Origin of the sequence: Arthrobacter sp. NPDC089319 (genome assembly GCF_040684925.1) — a bacterium.
In the GTDB taxonomy this organism is placed as follows: Bacteria; Actinomycetota; Actinomycetes; order Actinomycetales; family Micrococcaceae; genus Crystallibacter.
The window spans coordinates 138,837-155,538 of sequence record NZ_JBFBGZ010000005.1 but is presented as its reverse complement, the minus strand read 5'-3'; the positions used below and the strand labels follow the sequence as shown (position 1 = coordinate 155,538).

Annotated in this window: 17 protein-coding genes; 8 read left to right on the top strand and 9 right to left on the bottom strand. The window is 69.2% G+C overall.

All coding sequences use genetic code 11. The features are described from left to right. Position 1: 1 nt before the first annotated feature. The gene (locus AB0N75_RS09185; protein ID WP_364648293.1) at positions 2 to 652 is read left to right on the top strand and encodes a DUF4166 domain-containing protein; all 651 of its coding nucleotides are present in this window, start codon (positions 2 to 4) and stop codon (positions 650 to 652) included. A gap of 311 nt (positions 653 to 963) precedes the next feature. Beyond that, the gene (locus AB0N75_RS09180) at positions 964 to 2,664 is read left to right on the top strand and encodes a DUF222 domain-containing protein (protein WP_364648291.1); all 1,701 of its coding nucleotides are present in this window, start codon (positions 964 to 966) and stop codon (positions 2,662 to 2,664) included. A 302-nt stretch (positions 2,665 to 2,966) separates the two neighbouring features. Here the strand turns inward: AB0N75_RS09180 and AB0N75_RS09175 are convergent, their stop codons facing one another. The 5 genes from AB0N75_RS09175 to AB0N75_RS09155 form a co-directional block, all read right to left on the bottom strand. Further along, positions 2,967 to 4,025 (bottom strand): hypothetical protein, encoded by a 1,059-nt coding sequence (locus AB0N75_RS09175; RefSeq protein ID WP_364648288.1) that lies wholly within the window; start codon positions 4,023 to 4,025, stop codon positions 2,967 to 2,969. 1 nt (position 4,026) lies between these two features. Then, the gene (locus AB0N75_RS09170) at positions 4,027 to 4,392 is read right to left on the bottom strand and encodes a chorismate mutase (protein ID WP_127511335.1); all 366 of its coding nucleotides are present in this window, start codon (positions 4,390 to 4,392) and stop codon (positions 4,027 to 4,029) included. 72 nt (positions 4,393 to 4,464) lie between these two features. Continuing rightward, positions 4,465 to 5,601: a tRNA 2-thiouridine(34) synthase MnmA gene (gene mnmA / locus AB0N75_RS09165; RefSeq protein ID WP_364648286.1), complete on the bottom strand. Its 1,137-nt coding sequence runs from the start codon at positions 5,599 to 5,601 to the stop codon at positions 4,465 to 4,467. 80 nt (positions 5,602 to 5,681) lie between these two features. Continuing rightward, positions 5,682 to 6,905, bottom strand: coding sequence for a cysteine desulfurase family protein (locus AB0N75_RS09160; protein WP_364648283.1), 1,224 nt, complete (start codon positions 6,903 to 6,905; stop codon positions 5,682 to 5,684). A 229-nt stretch (positions 6,906 to 7,134) separates the two neighbouring features. Then, positions 7,135 to 7,800, bottom strand: coding sequence for a helix-turn-helix domain-containing protein (locus AB0N75_RS09155; protein WP_364648280.1), 666 nt, complete (start codon positions 7,798 to 7,800; stop codon positions 7,135 to 7,137). 177 nt (positions 7,801 to 7,977) lie between these two features. On the opposite strand from AB0N75_RS09155, the gene AB0N75_RS09150 reads away from it, so the two are divergent. The 3 genes from AB0N75_RS09150 to AB0N75_RS09140 are packed head-to-tail and all read left to right on the top strand — an operon-like array spanning position 7,978 to position 10,963. Continuing rightward, complete coding sequence (locus AB0N75_RS09150) at positions 7,978 to 9,213, top strand: FAD-dependent oxidoreductase (protein WP_364648277.1); 1,236 nt, start codon at positions 7,978 to 7,980, stop codon at positions 9,211 to 9,213. Next, complete coding sequence (gene folP / locus AB0N75_RS09145) at positions 9,210 to 10,154, top strand: dihydropteroate synthase (protein WP_364648274.1); 945 nt, start codon at positions 9,210 to 9,212, stop codon at positions 10,152 to 10,154. The genes AB0N75_RS09150 and folP overlap by 4 nt, the downstream gene beginning before the upstream one ends. Beyond that, entirely contained in the window at positions 10,151 to 10,963 is an 813-nt protein-coding gene (locus AB0N75_RS09140; protein ID WP_364648271.1) for a pyrimidine reductase family protein, read from the top strand. Before folP ends, AB0N75_RS09140 begins: the two co-directional genes overlap by 4 nt. On the opposite strand, the gene AB0N75_RS09135 is transcribed toward AB0N75_RS09140, so the two are convergent. Continuing rightward, entirely contained in the window at positions 10,885 to 11,790 is a 906-nt protein-coding gene (locus AB0N75_RS09135; protein ID WP_364648268.1) for a YegS/Rv2252/BmrU family lipid kinase, read from the bottom strand. The genes AB0N75_RS09140 and AB0N75_RS09135 overlap by 79 nt on opposite strands. 116 nt (positions 11,791 to 11,906) lie before the next feature. Here AB0N75_RS09135 and AB0N75_RS09130 point away from each other — a divergent pair, with 116 nt between their 5' ends. The 3 genes from AB0N75_RS09130 to AB0N75_RS09120 all read left to right on the top strand — a co-directional run bounded on the left by AB0N75_RS09130 (position 11,907) and on the right by AB0N75_RS09120 (position 14,027). Then, a complete protein-coding gene (locus AB0N75_RS09130; protein ID WP_364648265.1) occupies positions 11,907 to 12,833 on the top strand; it encodes a J domain-containing protein in 927 nt (308 codons plus the stop codon). Positions 12,834 to 12,899: 66 nt separating this feature from the next. Next, positions 12,900 to 13,367, top strand: a complete 468-nt coding sequence (locus AB0N75_RS09125) for a tRNA (cytidine(34)-2'-O)-methyltransferase (RefSeq protein WP_364648262.1) — start codon at positions 12,900 to 12,902, stop codon at positions 13,365 to 13,367. Between the two features lie 72 nt (positions 13,368 to 13,439). After that, the gene (locus AB0N75_RS09120; protein ID WP_364648259.1) at positions 13,440 to 14,027 is read left to right on the top strand and encodes an anti-sigma factor; all 588 of its coding nucleotides are present in this window, start codon (positions 13,440 to 13,442) and stop codon (positions 14,025 to 14,027) included. Between the two features lie 65 nt (positions 14,028 to 14,092). Here the strand turns inward: AB0N75_RS09120 and AB0N75_RS09115 are convergent, their stop codons facing one another. The 3 genes from AB0N75_RS09115 to AB0N75_RS09105 are packed head-to-tail and all read right to left on the bottom strand — an operon-like array spanning position 14,093 to position 16,638. After that, positions 14,093 to 14,821 (bottom strand): PIG-L deacetylase family protein, encoded by a 729-nt coding sequence (locus AB0N75_RS09115; protein WP_364648783.1) that lies wholly within the window; start codon positions 14,819 to 14,821, stop codon positions 14,093 to 14,095. A gap of 23 nt (positions 14,822 to 14,844) precedes the next feature. Continuing rightward, positions 14,845 to 15,789, bottom strand: a complete 945-nt coding sequence (locus tag AB0N75_RS09110; RefSeq protein WP_364648256.1) for an electron transfer flavoprotein subunit alpha/FixB family protein — start codon at positions 15,787 to 15,789, stop codon at positions 14,845 to 14,847. 33 nt (positions 15,790 to 15,822) lie between these two features. Continuing rightward, complete coding sequence (locus tag AB0N75_RS09105; protein WP_364648253.1) at positions 15,823 to 16,638, bottom strand: electron transfer flavoprotein subunit beta/FixA family protein; 816 nt, start codon at positions 16,636 to 16,638, stop codon at positions 15,823 to 15,825. Between the last annotated feature and the right edge of the window lie 64 nt (positions 16,639 to 16,702).

Sequence of the window (16,702 nt, the reverse complement as noted above, 5' to 3'; positions counted from 1 at the left end):
CATGCGCACCGCAGAATCCGTCTACCAAAGGGCCATGGGAGCCGACTTCGCCCGGCTCCAGCCCGAACTGCAGCAGTACTTCTCGCTGGCGCCTGCTGCGGAGCACGACAACGGTGCCACGGTCAGCGGCGTCGGTTCCGGAACGTTCGACGTGGCGGGTTGCCCGGTCCCGGCGCTGCGGCCCTTCCTCGGCCTGACCAGCAGCGACAACGCCTTGTTCCCCGAGTACCAGCGCGACGTGCCCTTCACCATCGAGAACCGGGCCTCGCAGAATGCCGCCGGCCAGCCGCAGCTGACCGCCGTCAGAACACTCCACTTCCACAACCGGACCCGGATCATGGAGGACCAGACCAGCTGGGATGAAAATCTGGGCACTGCCATCGGTGCCCTGGGCCGCAGCGGCCGGCTGCTCACAGACGTGATGTGCTCGGTGGGTACCGGCGGCCGAATGCGGATCATTTCGCGCCGCAGCCGCCTGGCTGCCGGACGCCGCTCGGTCCGGCTTCCGCTCTTGTTCGAGGCTGCAGCTTTCACCGAACAATGGTGGGACGAATCCGGCCATCGTTTCCGGATCCGCACCAAGGTCATTCAACGCCAATTCGGAACCGTGCTCGAATACGACGGTTCCTTTACCTATTCGGACCGCGTCTGACCGAAGTCTCTGAGCGCATTCCGTGCCCAGGGTGCTCCGAGTCTCTTCAGGCTTGGTAGGCGGTGTACTCCCATCGGCGGGTCCGCCAGCGCTGCCGTGCCCTAGAGCGCCGCGAGATCCTGGAATCCGATGCTCCGTGTGCGCCGTTTTCTCTTGTCAGCCGGCTCCCTCCGAGAATGTCTGACCCGGCTTATAAGCTCTTTTCAGTAGCAGTTCAGTACCAAACGTTGGCCACCGGGTCTGGTTTTCCGGTGGTGTTTGCGGGCTTCGTTCCGTAACCGTTCGTAGTCGATCCTGTGCCCTGCGTGGGCGTGCTGACGATTGAGACGCTGAAGATGTTTGATCCGGCAGTAACTGAACCTTCCGCCGCAGTCCCGGCCGCGGATGTCAGCGGCGTGGTTGTTGCGTTGCCGCCGATCGATCTTGAGGCGTCTGCAGAGGAGTTGGTGGACCAGCTCGCCGCGAGGGAGGACGCTAAGGACGCGATCGCCGCGGATCAGGCCAGGCTGATGGTCGCGCTGGAGCAGCGGATCCGGGCCGAGCGGGCCGCCGCCGGCGTGCCGGCCGCGCGGCGGGGTGAAGGGGTCGCCAAGCAGATCGGGTTGGCGCGCCGGGAGTCCCCGCACCGTGCGGCCCTGCTGCTGGGCCGGGCCAGGGTCCTGGTCAACCAGATGCCGCACACGCTCAACGCACTCGGGGCGGGGCAGTTGAACGAATGGCGGGCGGCGATCCTGGTCCGGGAAACCGACTGCCTGAGCCCGGAGCACCGCGGCCGCGTGGATCAGGAACTGGCCGGGAACCCGGACCGCCTGCACGGAATGGGCAACCGGAAGCTGGAGGCCGAAGCCAAACGGATCGCATACCGGCTGGACCCGCGGGCCGTGGTCGGCCGGGCCGCGAAGGCCGAAGCCGACCGGCACGTCTCCTCCCGGCCCGAACCCGACGTGATGGTCTCGGTCCGGACCCTGCTGCCCGTATCCCAAGGCGTCGCGGTGATGGCCGCACTGCATCAGGAAGCCGAGCGGCTGCGCAACGCCGGCGACCCCAGAAGCCGGGGCCAGATGATGGCCGATACCGTGTTCGAACGCGTCACCGGCCGGATCACCGCCGACCCGGCCCGGCTCGAGGTGCAACTGGTGATGACCGACCGAGCCCTGCTCCAGGGCGCGAACGAACCGGCCTGGCTGACCGGCTACGGCATCGTCCCGGCCCAGTACGCCCGCGACCTGATCCGCCTGCCCCAAGACCCACCGGAGCGGGCCAGTACCGATGCCGGTGCCGGCGGGAACCAGGCAGGCAAAAGCCCGCCAGACCAGAACCCCTCCGGCCCGCCGGGCAGCGGTTACGGGCAAAAGGCGCCGCCCGGTGTGGGAACCGGGCAGAAGGCGCCGCCGGCGGGGACCGAGCCGGGCTGGAAGACCGCCCGCGAACTGGCGCGGCAGGACAGGCTGCGGAACCTGAAGGTCGGCGGGGTGGAGGATGTTTGGATCCGGCGGCTGTATACCGCGCCGGGGACCGGGCAGCTGCTGGGCATGGACTCGAAGGCCCGGAAGTTTCCCGACGGGATCCGCCGGATGGTCATGGCCCGGGACGCGTTCTGCACCGGTCCCTGGTGCGAGGCGCCGATCCAGCACATCGACCACATCGTCGCCCACGCCGACGGCGGACCCACCTCCCTGGCCAACGGGCAAGGGCTGTGCGAGCGCTGCAACCAATCAAAGGAAGCCGACGTCTGGTCCGCCAAACCCCTCCCCGGGCCCCGGCGCAGCGTCCAGACCACCACCCCGACCGGCCACACCTACACCTCCACCGCACCACCCCTGCCCGGCACCACAGCCAGCGGGCCGACCGCAGAGCCAGTGGTTGGTTCGCGTGGAAGTCGATCTGCCCGAGAGACGCGGTTCTTGGTGAAAGCCGCCCTCCGGCAAGCGGGTGCTCCCGACGAAGGCCGCCGCCCTGGTAGCAGCGCTGATCGTGGGGGGCGGTTGTCCGTATCCTGCGGGAAGAACTGATTAGCCCTGCCGCGTGACGGGAAAGAGCGGCGCGGGGATACCAGAGCAACCAGTTCCCACGCCGCGTCCGCGGAACCTAGCCCAGGTGCTTGTCAGCAAAGACCTTCATGGCATCCCGCACGAACGATGCGCCATGTTCGCCGCCGCAGTTCCAGCGACGGGCGGATCAGCTCAGGGACGGTCGGCTCGCCGTGAGTTGGCCAACCTTCCAGCCCGTTCGGCCGCTTTGCTGGACCCGATGCGATATAACGGGAACCGCCCGCCCACAGGCGTCATGGCAATCGCCGTCCCGACCGGAGTGCTCATCCCTCTGCGACAACCTGGTTCAGCGCGTCGGCCGTCTGCGTCAACCGCTTCACTAGGGAGCGCGCGGTGTCCGGGGCGGATCCGGCCAGCCCGGCCGATGGCGTGATCCTCAGCTGGGGCAGGCGTTTCAACGGCAATCCGAGCTGCCGCCACGGCCGCACTACTGAATCGACCAGTGCCGTGACCTGCGGGATGCTTCCGGCGGCGGGGTCGATCAGGCCGGTCCAGATGCGCCGGTCTGCTTCGACGGCCGCGGCGATGGTTTCCCACTGCCGGGTGCCCAGGCGGCCGGCAGGGACGGCGAACCCATCCAGGCCGCTGGCCGCCACCGCCTCCAGGGCGGAGTCGGTGGCCGGAATCTGGGCCACCACCTCCACGGCGCCGGCGTCGCGCAGGGCCGCGGCCAGCAGGTCCCAGGCGGCGGATGCTTCCGACGCCGGCACCGACCGCAGGGTGCGGTAGCCGCTGGCGGTGGGAATGGTCCCGGCCAGCACGGCGTCGATGTCCGGCTCGTCCAGCTGGACCACCAGCTCCGTGCCGGCCGGCAGCGAGGCCTTGACCTGGGCGAGGTGGCCTGCCGCACCGGCCGCCAGCGACTGGGCCAGGTCGCGCCGGGCACCGGCGTCGATGAGCGCGCGTTCGCCGTTGTGGAGGTAAAGATTGGCGGCCAAGGACATCGGCCCGCGCAGCTGCACTTTGAAGTGCGAACCCGGACGCTCTTCGGCACCCACCACATCGGCCAGCACATTCAGGTCGGTGCGCAGGGCGGAAACAGCCCGGCGGTGGTCCTGGCCCGGGCGGTCCACCAGCCGCCAGCCATGCGGCTGCAGGTCGATGAAGAGTTCCTCCAGCAATCCGGCCGTCCGTGCCACCGGGTCCGAGCCGACACCGCGGTCGGGCAGCTCCACCAGATGCGGCAGGTTGGGTTCGCCGAGTTCGCCGCGAATGATCCGGGCCGCTTCGGCCGGATCAGTACCGGGCCAGCTGCCCAGCCCGGTGGCGCTCACCTGGCTGGGGCCCGCCCCGGCAGCGGCTGCCTCGGAGCCGGCCGTCACCTTAGTTGCCGCCGTTGTGCTCGTCGGAGATGGCCTGGTGGTGCCTGATGACCTCGGAAATGATGAAGTTCAGGAACTTCTCCGCGAAAGCCGGGTCCAAGTGCGCTTCCTCGGCGAGTCGCCGCAGCCGGCCGATCTGGGCGGTTTCGCGGTCGGGATCGGCCGGGGGCAGCTTGTGCCTGGCCTTGAGGTAGCCCACCCGCTGCGTGGCCTTGAACCGCTCGGCCAACAGATAGACCAACGTGGCGTCGATGTTGTCGATGCTGCCGCGCACTGCCAGCAGCTCGGCCATCACCTCGGGGGCCACCTGATCGGAGAGGGAGCTGGCGGTCGGGTCAAAGTCATCGGCAAGGTGGGGCTCGGTCATGATCCCAGTTTATGGTTCGGCCCGCACCGGCATTGCACCGGTTACTCCAGTGTGAAGTCCGCCGGCGGTGGGTCAGGAAACCTTGGCCGGGTCCCAGCTCAGCGAACGGGCCGAATCAATGGTTGCCTGGCCCAGCACCCGGGTCCCCTGGTAGAGGACCATGGTCTGGCCCGGAGCCACGCCGCGCATCGGCTCGATCAGGGTGACTATCAGTTGCTGCCGGCCGTCGTCGTCGAGCTCCGACTGCGCCCGGGCGGCCACTGGGTCGCCGTGCGCACGGACCTGGACCATGCACTCGAATGCGGTCTGCGCTTCCACCTCGGGCAGCGGCAGGCCGGCCCAGGAAACCTTGATGCCGCGCATCTGGTCCACGGCCAGCAAGGCCTCCGGCCCCACCACCACTTTGTTCTCCTTGGGCCGGATCTCCAGCACGAACCGCGGCTTGCCGTCCGGTGCCGGCCGGCCCAGCTTCAGTCCGCGGCGCTGGCCCACGGTGAACGCGTTGGCGCCCTCGTGTTCGCCGACTACCTGGCCGTCCTGGTCAACGATTGATCCCGTCTCCATTTCGATCTTTTCGGCCAGCCAGCCGCGGGTGTCGCCGTCGGAAATGAAACAAATGTCATGGCTGTCCGGCTTGTTCGCCACGGAGAGCCCGCGCCGCGCGGCTTCGGCGCGCACTTCGGCCTTGGACGGCGTTTCGGCCAGCGGGAACATGGAATGCTTGAGCTGCTCGTGGGTCAGCACGCCCAGCACGTAGGACTGGTCCTTGGCCCAGTCGGCGGCGCGGTGCAGTTCCCGGTTGCCGTGCTCGTCTTCGATCACCTTGGCGTAGTGGCCGGTGCACACCGCGTCGAAGCCCAGCGCCAGCGCCTTCTCCAGCAGTGCGGCGAACTTGATCCGTTCGTTGCAGCGCATGCAGGGATTGGGCGTCCGGCCGGCGGCGTATTCGGCGATGAAGTCGTCCACCACATCTTCCTTGAACCGCTCGGAGAAGTCCCAGACGTAGTACGGGATGCCCAGGATGTCGCAGGCGCGCCAGGCGTCCCGCGAATCCTCGATGGTGCAGCAGCCGCGGCTGCCGGTGCGGAGCGTGCCGGGCATCCGGCTCAGGGCCAGATGCACACCCACCACGTCATGGCCGGCCTCCACCGCCCGTGCCGCTGCCACGGCGGAGTCCACGCCGCCGCTCATCGCTGCCAATACCTTCATGAATTCAATTCCCTACTGATGTGTTGTCCGTGTCTGCCGCGGCCCTGTGATTCGAGCCGATGCAGCGTGCGTTGCGCCGGTCAATCCGCCTGTGTGCCGGCGGTCTGGATGCTGGAGACGTGCCCGGCCATGCCGGCCTTTTTCGCCCGTGCGTAAGCCTCCGGCAGCGCAGCCACCAATGCGTCAACGTCGGATTCGGTGGTTGTATGCCCGAGCGTGAAGCGTTGTGCGCCACGGGCTTCTTCTTCGCTCAGCCCCATCGCCAGCAGGACGTGCGAGGGCCGCGGCACTCCCGCGGTGCAGGCCGACCCGGTGGAGGACTCGACGCCGGCCAAATCCAGCAGGAACAGCAGCGAATCCCCCTCGCAGCCGGGGAAGGTGAAGTGCGCGTTGCCCGGCAGCCGCCGGCCGTGCTGTTCCGGATCCGGAGTCCCCCGCAGCACCGCCTCCGGAACGGTGTGCCCGACGCCGGCAATGAGTTTCTCGCGCAGGTCCGCCAACCGCCGGGCTTCTTCCGGCAAATGCCCGACGACGGTCTCGGCCGCGGCGGCAAAGGCTGCGATCGCCGGCGTGTCCAGGGTTCCGGACCGGATGTCGCGTTCCTGTCCGCCGCCGTGCTGGACGGGCGTCAGCTTGACGTCCCGGCGGACCAGCAGCGCGCCCACGCCCACCGGGCCGCCGATCTTGTGCCCGGTAATGGCCATGGTGTCCAGTCCGGAAGCCTTGAAGTCCACCGGCAGGTGCCCGAAGGCCTGGACCGCGTCGGAGTGCACCGGAATTCGCTGCGCCTGGGCGGCGGCAACGATCTCCGCCACCGGCTGGACGCTGCCTACCTCGTTGTTGGCCCACATCACGGTGATCAAGGCCACGGCTGCGGGGTCCGCGTCGATTTCGCGCTGCACGGCCTCGATGGAGACCACGCCGTCCGCGTCGACCGGCAGCCAGACTGCTTCGGCGCCCTCGTGCTTTTCCAGCCACTCCACCGTGTCCAGCACCGCATGGTGTTCTACCGGCGAACACAAAATACGGCGGCGCCGGGGGTCAGCGTCGTGCCGCGCCCAGTACAGCCCCTTGACGGCCAGGTTGTCCGCTTCGGTGCCGCCGGAGGTGAAAATCACTTCGGACGGGTGGGCTCCGGTTGCGGCGGCGATGGACTCGCGGGCTTCCTCGACCACCCTGCGGGCACGACGGCCGGAGCCGTGCAGCGACGAGGGGTTGCCGCTGCGGCTGAGTTCGTGGGTAAGTGCGGCCAGGGCCTGCGCCAGAATGGGCGTGGTCGCCGCGTGGTCAAGGTACACGGGCACGCCAACATTTTACATGGCCCCCTGCATGTACCCCAGCCGTCGCCCGGAACGGCCGGCGGGCTGACCGGCGGGATGACCGGAGGGAAGGGCCGTCCGGCTGCCGGCAGGCGGGAAGGGCCGTCCGGCTGCCGGCAGGCGGGAAGGGCCGTCCGGCTGCCGGCAGGCGGGAAGGGCCGTCCGGTCGCCGGCAGGACCGTCTCCCGCCCCGGGCATCACACGGAGCGAGGCATCAGGCGGGCGGGCGCCGGTTGATTCTGGCGCAGCAGAACGGCCCGTCCGGATCGGCGGCGACGCTGTGGTGCCGGTCCGCGCAGCCGTCCAGCATCCCCTCCAGCAGGGCCAGGTTCAGCCCGCACACCGTCTGCGTGTGGCTCCGGGCCAGCAAGTGGAACGGGCAGTTTCCCAGCGCAAATCCGGCCGCATCGGGCAGCGGCCGGTAGCCCGCCGATGCCAGTGCGGCTTCCATCCCGGCGGCGCCGGCCCCGAGCTCCAGGCCCTTGGCCCGGGCGGCCTCGGCTACCAGCTCATGCGCCGGGCGCGCCGTCCTGGCCGATTCCTCCACCGCCGTGGCCAGCAGCTCACCGGCCAGGTCGTAGGACCGCTCCGGCACGGAGGCCGAGACTTCCGGCACCGCCGCCGTGTACACCTTCGACGGCCGGCCGGAGCCCGGGCCGGATTTGCCGCTGAGCTTGCGGAACTCCACAGTCAGCAGCCCGTGCCCGGCCAGCGCGTCCAACTGCAGGGACACGGTGCTGCGCGGCAGATCCAAGGCGGCCGCGGCTTGGTCCCGGGTCACCGGTTCGGCGCTGTGCCGGACGAATTCGAACAGGCGGCGGCGGACGTCGTCGCCCAAGGCGGTGACGGCCGAGAGTCCGGGCGGAGGGTGTTCGGTCATGGCGCTCTTTCCGGTGGCTGATCCATTGACTTCTGCGGGACGGATTTCTAAAGTCGAACATAACCATTTTAGAACATCTGGCCCTGCCCGAACAGGCAGCTGCCGGTGCTTCCATCAGATCGGCGGCTGGGGCTGTGAAACGCCCGGTGCCCGCCGGCACTTTGAAGGAGCGCTGCCATGGCAGAGAACCCGATTGTCATTGCCGGAGCCGGGCTGACCGGCGCCACCGCTGCCGAGGCGCTGCGGCAGGGCGGCTACCGCGGCGAAATCGTCCTGGCCGGCACCGAGGACCGACCACCTTATATTCGGCCGCCGCTGTCCAAGGACTTCCTGGCCGGACGCGAGGACGCGCAGGCGGCACTCGTGCAGCCGCCGGGTTGGTATGCGGAGCATGGCGTCCGGCTGCTGCGCGGCACCACGCTGGAGTCTTTCGATCCCGGCGCCCGTACCGCGACGTTCTCGGATGCCATCACGCTGAAGTACTCCCGGCTGCTGCTGGCCACCGGCGCATCGCCGCGGCGGCTGGACCTTCCCGGCGCCGGCCTGGAAGGGGTGCACTATCTGCGCACGCTGGATGACAGCGAGTCCCTGCACACGCTGCTGGCGGCCGGGAACCAGCGGCTGGTGGTGCTGGGCATGGGCTGGATCGGCATGGAGGTTGCGGCCACGGCGCGCCAACTGGGAAACGAGGCCACCGTCGTGGGCCGCGGCCAGATCCCGCTGGCGTCGGCGTTGGGCGGAATCATCGGCGGCATCTTCGCGGACACCCATCGCCGCGAGGGCGTGCTGCTGCGCACCGGGCGCCGACCGGTGGAAATCCTCGGCGGGAACGGCACGGTCAGCGGCGTTCTCCTGGACGACGGCGAGCGCCTCCCCGCGGACGTGGTGCTGGCAGCCATCGGCGCCGTCCCGAACACCGCGGTGGCCGAGGCAGCCGGGCTGACGGTGTCCAACGGCATCGAAACCGACCAGCGGTTGCGGACCTCGGCCGAGCATGTCTTTGCAGCCGGTGACGTGGCCCGCGCCTATCACCCGGGCTACGGCGCGCCGCTGCGCAGCGAGCACTGGGCGAATGCCATTGCGCAGGGCAAAACTGCCGCTGCCGCCATGCTGGGCCGGGATGCGTCCAACGATGACATCCCGTACTTTTACACGGACCAGTTCGGCATCGGGATGGAGTATTCCGGCTACTTCCCGTGGGCGGCGGAGAGCGAACCGGTCATCCGAGGCAGCTACCAGGATCCGGACAAGTTGGAGTTCGTTGCGTTCTGGCAGCGCGAGGGCAAGGTGGTGGCTGGTATGAATGTAAATATCTGGGACGTCCAGGAGCCCATCCAGGACCTGATCCGGTCCGGCCGCACGGTGGACGCCGCGGACCTGTCCAACCCCGACAAGGAGCTGAGCAGCCTGTGAGTCAACCACTGACGGAGCGAACGCCGTCCGGCGCCTTCCTGCCCGAGTTGCACCACCCGGTGCACGAGTTCGGCGCCCGCCGGTTCGATTTCCGCTCGCAGGTGGCACTGATGGCCATCGTCAACCGCACGCCCGATTCGTTTTACGACGGCGGCCGGACCTTCGCGCTGGAGGCCGCCATCGATGCTTCGCTGCAGGCGGTCGCTGCGGGGGCGGACTGGGTGGACATCGGCGGCGTGCCCTTCGCGCCGGGGCCGGCCCTGTCAGCGCGCGAGGAAGCGGAACGGATTGTTCCGGTGATCGAGGCGGTGCGGGCCGCCTCGGACGTGGTGATTTCCGCCGACACATTCCTGCCCGAGGTAGCCGAGGCGAGCATCCGCGCCGGTGCGAACGTCATCAACGACACCACCGGACTGCAGAACCCGGACATGGCGGCGGTGGTAGCGGAGGGCGCGGCGCATCTGGTCATTACCCACTCGCTCGCCGCGCCGCGCACGGTGTATCCGCGGCCCCACTATGACGACGTGGTGGAGGACGTTGCCGGTTTCCTGCGCCGCAAGGTGGACCTGGCCGTGGAACTGGGCATCCCTGCGGAGAAAATCATCATCGACCCGGGGCACGACCTGAACAAGAACACGCTGCATTCGCTGGAAATCACCCGCCGCTTCGGTGAAATCGCCGCCCTCGGCTACCCGGCGCTGGCGGCGGTTTCCAACAAGGACTTCATCGGCGAAACGCTGGACCAGCCCAAACAGGAACGGCTGTCCGGATCGCTGGCTGCCGCCGTCATCTGCATCATGAACGGCGCGCGGATCCTGCGCATGCACAACGTTCCCGAAGCCAGCGCCGCCATCCGCATGGCCGAGGCCGTGCTGGGCTGGCGCGAACCGTCCTTTCTGAAGCACAACATGGGCGACGTCAACGAACCGGCGGCGCAGTGACCCGGCCGATCCGGCGCCTCCTGCCGCCCGGGCCGGAACAGGCCTCCGACCAGGACCTGCTGGACTGGTACGGCGAACTCCCGAGGTCTGGCCCGTGGGTCCGGTTCAACTTTGTGGCCAGCCTGGACGGTGCGGCCACCTATGAGGGCCGTTCCGGGACGCTGGGCGATGAAGTGGACCAGCGCGTCTTCCTGCTGCTGCGGCGGCTGGCCGACGTGCTGGTGGTCGGGGCCGGCACCATCCGGGCGGAGGGCTATGGCGGCGAACTGCTCTCGGCCGAGTCGCAGGCCTGGCGCACCGCGCGCGGCATGAGTCCGCATCCACCCGTCGCGGTGGTCTCCGCCTCGCTGGACCTCGATCCGGACAGCGAGTTCTTCACGGCCGCACCGGTGCGCCCCATCGTGTTGACCAGTGCCGCCTCCCCCGCGACCCGTCGCCGCGCACTGGAACGGGTGGCGGATGTGGTCGACGCCGGCACCGCCCGGGTAGAGCCCGCGTTGATGGTGCGGGCGCTGGCGGCCCGCGGCTACCAGCAGCTGCACAGCGAAGGCGGACCCACCCTCTTTGGCAGTTTCCAGGCTGCGGGACTGGTCGACGAGCTGTGCCTGACCATCAGCCCGCTGCTGGCCGGCGGCATCGGCAAACGGATCTCGGACCATGTTCCCGGCCAGTCGCTGCAGCGGCTTCAACTGCGCCAGGTGCTGGAGTCCGGGTCCATGCTGCTGCTGCGTTACACCGCCGCTGACAGCGCACCCGGCACCACGTCGACGGACACCGGCAGCCTGCCGACCGGCTCGCCGTCGGCATAGGCGGTGACCCCTGCGGCTTCCAGCCGCACCGTCCGCACCCGCTCGATGTGGACCGCTCGATGGTCGGCATGCCGGCCGGCGTAGACGCGCGGAAAGATGCCCAAGAAGGCGGGGCGGGACAGCGGCGAGACGATGAACAGATCCAACGCACCGTCGTCGTACGCTGCCTCCGGGACAATGCGCATTCCGCCGCCGATCGACCGGCCGTTGGCAACGGCAACCAGCATCGCCTCGGTCCGGCGCGGCACCCCGTCCACGACCAGGCTGTAGCTGAGCGGGCGGAAGGAGGCGAGTTCGCGCAGCATCGCCAGCGGGTAGCGCAGGCGGCCGCGCGGGAAGCGCCAGCGGTTGGCCCGGTCGTTGACCGCGGCGTCGAAGCCGGCGGAGAGGACCCCGGCAAACCAGCAGGTGGTTCCGTCCGCGCGGGTGACCCGCCCCAGGTCCACCTTGCGCGGCTGCTCCAGCGCCTGCAGGAAATGCCCGACGGCGGTGCGCGGCTGCGTGGGCAGGTTGAACAACCGGGCAAAATCGTTCCCGGTCCCGGTCGGCACAATGCCCAGCGGAACCTGCGTGCCCGCCAAGGCGTTGACTGCTAAATGAACCATTCCGTCCCCGCCCACCACCAACAGGGCGGAGATCCCGCGGCGCAGCTCGCCGGCCACCAGACCCGCCAGCGCGGACCACGTTTCCGCCCGCAGTTCGACGGCGTCACGGCCGCGGCTGGCCAGTTCCGCCATCACCTCCGCACCGGCGCGGGCGGTTGTCCCGAACCCGGCGTGGGGGTTGATCGCGACGGCGATCGGGGCATCGGGCGGCAGCGAAGTCACAGCAGATCATTGTGGCAGCAAGTTCGCGTGCAGCCGCGGCACGACACAGGCGGCCGCTTCCCGGCGGTTACACTGGGCTTCGCGCAGGACCCCCAGACCCTACAGAGAGGCGGCCGGTGACTCCCCCATCCCACTACGATGCCTTGGGGCTGCCGGTCACTGCCACCGAACAGCAGATCAAGGCCGCGTACCGCAGGGCCGCAAGGGCCACCCATCCGGACCACGGCGGGGATCCGGCCGAGTTCCGCCGCGTGAGCCTGGCCTATGAAGTCCTCAGCAACCCGCAGACCCGGTCCCGCTATGACCGGTCCTACGGCGCCGCCACCGCACCGGACGCACGGACGGACAGCGCCGAGTCCTTCGCAGCGTCCGCCGCGCCCCGGCGGACACCCGGGCAGCGCGGTCCCTCGGCATCCGATGCGCCGGTCTTCGTACCTGCCTATGAGTCCGCCGGGGCCTCCACCGGTCTGGCGGAAAACATCGCCCGGCAGCAAATCCATGGGGTGCCGCGCAAGCGCGGGATCTTCGGTGCCGGCGCCCGGCTGCGCCGCGAGGCCCTGAGCGTGCAATTGATCAGCCGGCAGATTCTTCCGGCGATTCCGTCGGCGCGGCTGGTCAATGGGCTGCATTCGCCGGCCGACAACGGGTTCATCGACCATGCGCTGCTGGCCGGCTACCGGTTGGCCCTGATCGATTCGATGCTGCTGCCGCGGGGAAACTTCCGCTGGGACGGGCGCACTCTGCACAAGGACGGCCGCGTACTGGAACCGCCGCTGCTGGCACCGGCGGTGCGGCGGATGCAGGATTTGTTTCCGGAACTCAATGTCACCGGCTGGATTGTGATCCATTCAGCGGACGGCAACCTGCACGAACCGGTGATCGACTACACCCGCGGCTACGATCCCGACGGCATTGCGCCGGTGCACGTGGTCAATGCGGCCCGGCTGGTGCGCGAGATTAAGCAATTCCTGTCCTCCGGACCGGCACCGAACACGGTGCATGTCCCCTCGCTCGCCCGGCTGCTGGCTGGGATGCACAGCTGACGGCTGCGGGTTCGCCGACCGCCGGCCGGTCCGGGACGGTGCTTCGGCGCGCTTAGGATGGACTCCGTGTTCCGCATCCTCTTCTACACTCCCGAGATCCCCGGCAATGCCGGCAACGCCATCCGGCTGGCCGCGGTCACCGGAGCCGAACTGCATCTGGTTGAACCGCTGGGTTTCAGCTTCGAAGACTCCAAACTCCGCCGCGCCGGCCTGGACTACCACGACCTGGCGGTGGTCCACGTGCACGCCGATCTGGAGGCCGCCTGGCAAGCCCTGCAACCGGAGCGGGTCTTCGCTTTCACCTCCGATGGCGAGACTTCCTACGCGGACGTCTCCTACCTTCCGGGCGACGTGCTGATGTTCGGCCCGGAGTCCGTCGGGCTGCCGGAAGCGGTCAAGCAGGATGCCCATGTGACGGCTCGCCTGCGCTTGCCCATGCTGCCGTCGCTGCGGTCGCTGAACCTGGCCAATTCGGCCTCGATCGCCGTCTACGAAGCCTGGCGGCAGCACGGCTTCGCCGGGGCGAAGCTCTAGCCGCGCGCCGGAACGGCAGCGTGTCGGCGGCCACAGAGGCACCGCGCCCGGGGACCGATAGACTGGCAGCCTATGGATACGCCACAGCCATCTGATCGCCTGGCCAGCCCCGGAAACTCCACCGAGGGGAACGACTACGCAGCAGCGGATGAGGACCACTCCGTCTTGCACGCCGACCAGTTGACCGGCGGAGCAGACGAGGACGTGCGGCAGCCGATGCCCGCGGTGACCAAGTGGCTGTTGCTGGCCCTGGCTGCCATCGTGGTGATTATTGGTGCCATCGCCGTGGCCGGAGCCCTGGGCGGAACCTCTGACCAGGACGTCGCGGATGCACCGGACGTTGTCTCCAGCCAGCAGGAAGTGGAGGGCGGCGGCACCGTCGACGCCTCGATCTCACTGGAGAAGAACGCTGCCGTCCTGACGTTCAACGACGTCGCGGCGTCCGAGGGGCGCACCTACCAGGTCTGGCGGGTCCCGCTGGACGGCTCCGCGCCGGTATCGGCCGGCACCATTGAGGCCGCGGACATTACCGCGGGCAACCCGGTAGTGGTCGACGGCATCTCCACCACCCGCGAACTGGCCGTATCCGTCGAGGCGCCGGGCGGCGCCGAGTCCCCCAGCCTTCCGTTCGCCGTCATCATTCCCACGCCGGCCGGCTAACCTGCTGCGCTGCCGGCGCCAGTGCCCGGCAGCGCAGGGCCCAACGCCGTGCCGGCCCGCCGCCGTCAGAATCCGGCGATCGTCTCCGGGGTATTGATGCCCACCACGTGGAAAGCCTCCGCACTGCGGCCGGCCGGAAGCCCGCCGCGCTCGGCGTTCTCCACCAGATTCTGCCGCACGCGGGCGTCCATCCCGGCCAGGTCAGGGTGCTGGCTCGCGTGGATGCGGATGGCGGCCAGCTTGGTATCGACCCAGTCGGTGATGTCCACGAAGTGGTTCTCCCGCTCTCCCGGCCCGCCGTAGAACCACAGATAGGGCACCTTATAGGCGGCCAGCCCTGCCTCGAGCAACTCGGGATACGCGTATGGGTTCTCCACCGCCGGGTAGATCGCGCGGGTCACGATCTCACCGCAGGCCAGATGGTCCGGGTGGCTCTTCTGGATCCGGTCCCAGGCCCGCTCCGGGTGCATGGACAGCACAATGTCGGGACGGATCCGCCGCATCAGTTCCACGGTCTGCCGGATCACCTCGTGGGTGGGTTCCAGGTAGCCGTCGGGCTGGTGCAGGAAGTGCAGGTCGGTCACGCCGGCCAACGCCGCGGCCTTCGCCTGCTCGGCCGCCCGCAGTTCCACGATGCCGGCTCGCTGGCCGTCGTCGAAGCCGCCGGCATCGCCGTCGGTCATGATGCAGTAACTCACCGGCACGCCCGCGGCCGTCCAGCGGGCGATGGTGCCCGCCGCGCCGAAATCCAGGTCGTCCGGGTGTGCGGCAAAAACGAGGACGCGTGCCGGCATGAACTCCGCAGCGGTCACCGCGGCTAGCCCTTCCGCCGGCGGATCTCGGCGGCGGCCTGCGGCAGGACTTCAGCCAGGTCGCCGACGATGCCGAAGTCGGCAATCTCGAAGACCGGCGAATCGGCGTCGTTGTTGACCGCCACAATCACCTTGGCGGTCTGCATGCCGGCCTTCTGCTGGATGGCGCCGGAGATGCCGGCCGAGACGTACAGCTGCGGCGAGACGGTCTGGCCGGTCTGGCCCACCTGTGCCGAGTGCTCGATCCAGCCGGCGTCGGTGGCGGCCCGTGATGCGCCGACCGCCCCGCCCAGGGCGTCGGCTAGGTCCTCGATCGGCGAGAAGTCTCCGCCGGTTCCGCGGCCGCCGGCTACCACCACGCGGGCCTCGGTGAGCGCCGGCCGGCCGCTGGCCGCTTTCTCCGCGCGGTGGGTGATGCGGGCCGCGGGGCCGAAGTCCCCGGCGTCCACTGTCGCCACCTCCGGCACGGCCGCTTCGGCCGCTGGGGCCTCGGCAACGGCGTTGGCCTTCACGGTGATGATCGGCGTGCCCCGGCCGACCTGTGCCTGCACCATGTAGGCGCCCGCGAGCACGCTCTTGGTCACGGTCAGGTCGGCGGAGATACCGATCGCGTCGGTAATGACGCCGGAGTCGAGCTTGATCCCGGCCCGGGCAGCAATCTCCTTGCCTTCGAACGTGTTGGGCAGCAGCACCGCGGCCGGGTTGGCTTCACGGGCGGCAGCGGCCACGAACGCAGCCTTCGGGGCCACCAGGGCGCCGTCCAAGTCGGCGGACGGCCGGTAGATGGTGCCCACGCCGTAGTCCCCAAGCGTGGTGCGGACGGCGTCCGTGAGGTCTCCGTTGAACGCCGCCACCGGCTCGCCGATGCTGCGCGCCAGCGTGAGCAGTTCCAACTGGCCCTTGTGCAGGGTCTGGCCGGGATGGTCGATAAAGACAAGAACTGTGGGCATGGTGCCGATATCCTTCGCGGTTTCCGTGGCGGACTAGAGCAGGTTTTGGGCGGCCAGGAAGTCCACCAGGCGGATGCCGGCGTCGCCCTCATCGGTAATGATGGTGCCCTGCGATCGCGGCGGGCGTGCCTCGGCCGTCCGGACGGCGGTCCAGGCGCCGGCGGTGCCGACCTCGGCGGGCTGGATGCCCAAGTCCGCCAGCGTCACCGTGGCAACCGTCTTTTTCTTGGCCGCGATGATGCCCTTGAAGTTCGGGTAGCGCGGTTCGTTGATCTGGTCGGTGACGGACACCAGCGCCGGAAGTTCGGCTTCCAGGCTGTCGGCGTGGGTATCCCCGTCGCGGCGGGCACGGACCGTGGTCCCGTCCAGCTCCAGGCTGGCGGCGAAGGTCAGCTGCGGCAGGCCCAGGCGCTCGGCCAGCTGCGCCGGGACCAGCGAGGTTTCGCCGTCCGTGGACGCCATGCCGGTGAGCACCAAGTCAACGTCGCCGAGGCTCCGGATGGCCGCCGCCAAAACCAGCGACGTTCCGGTGGCATCGGAGCCGGCCAGCGCGTCGTCGTTCACATGCAGGCCTTCGGTGGCGCCGATCTGCAGGGCCTTCTTCACCGCAGTGGCTGCCGCCGCCGGGCCCATGGTCAACGCAATGACCCGGTTGCCGGCCTTCGGCCCGCCGCGCTCCTCCGCCAGCTGCAGGGCGGATTCAATGGCGTATTCGTCCAGTTCGGAGAGGATGCTCTCGGACCGGTCCACCGTCGCCGGATCGCCGGTCAGGTGGCGGTCGAACTGCGCGTCCGGTACATATTTGACCAGCACCACGATGTTCAAGGCTGTGCCTGCTGCTTTTTGCATCCTCGCTGAACTTCCTTCCGCCGTCCACGGCCCGCGCGGGTGTTGCGGGCCGCTGCAAACACCC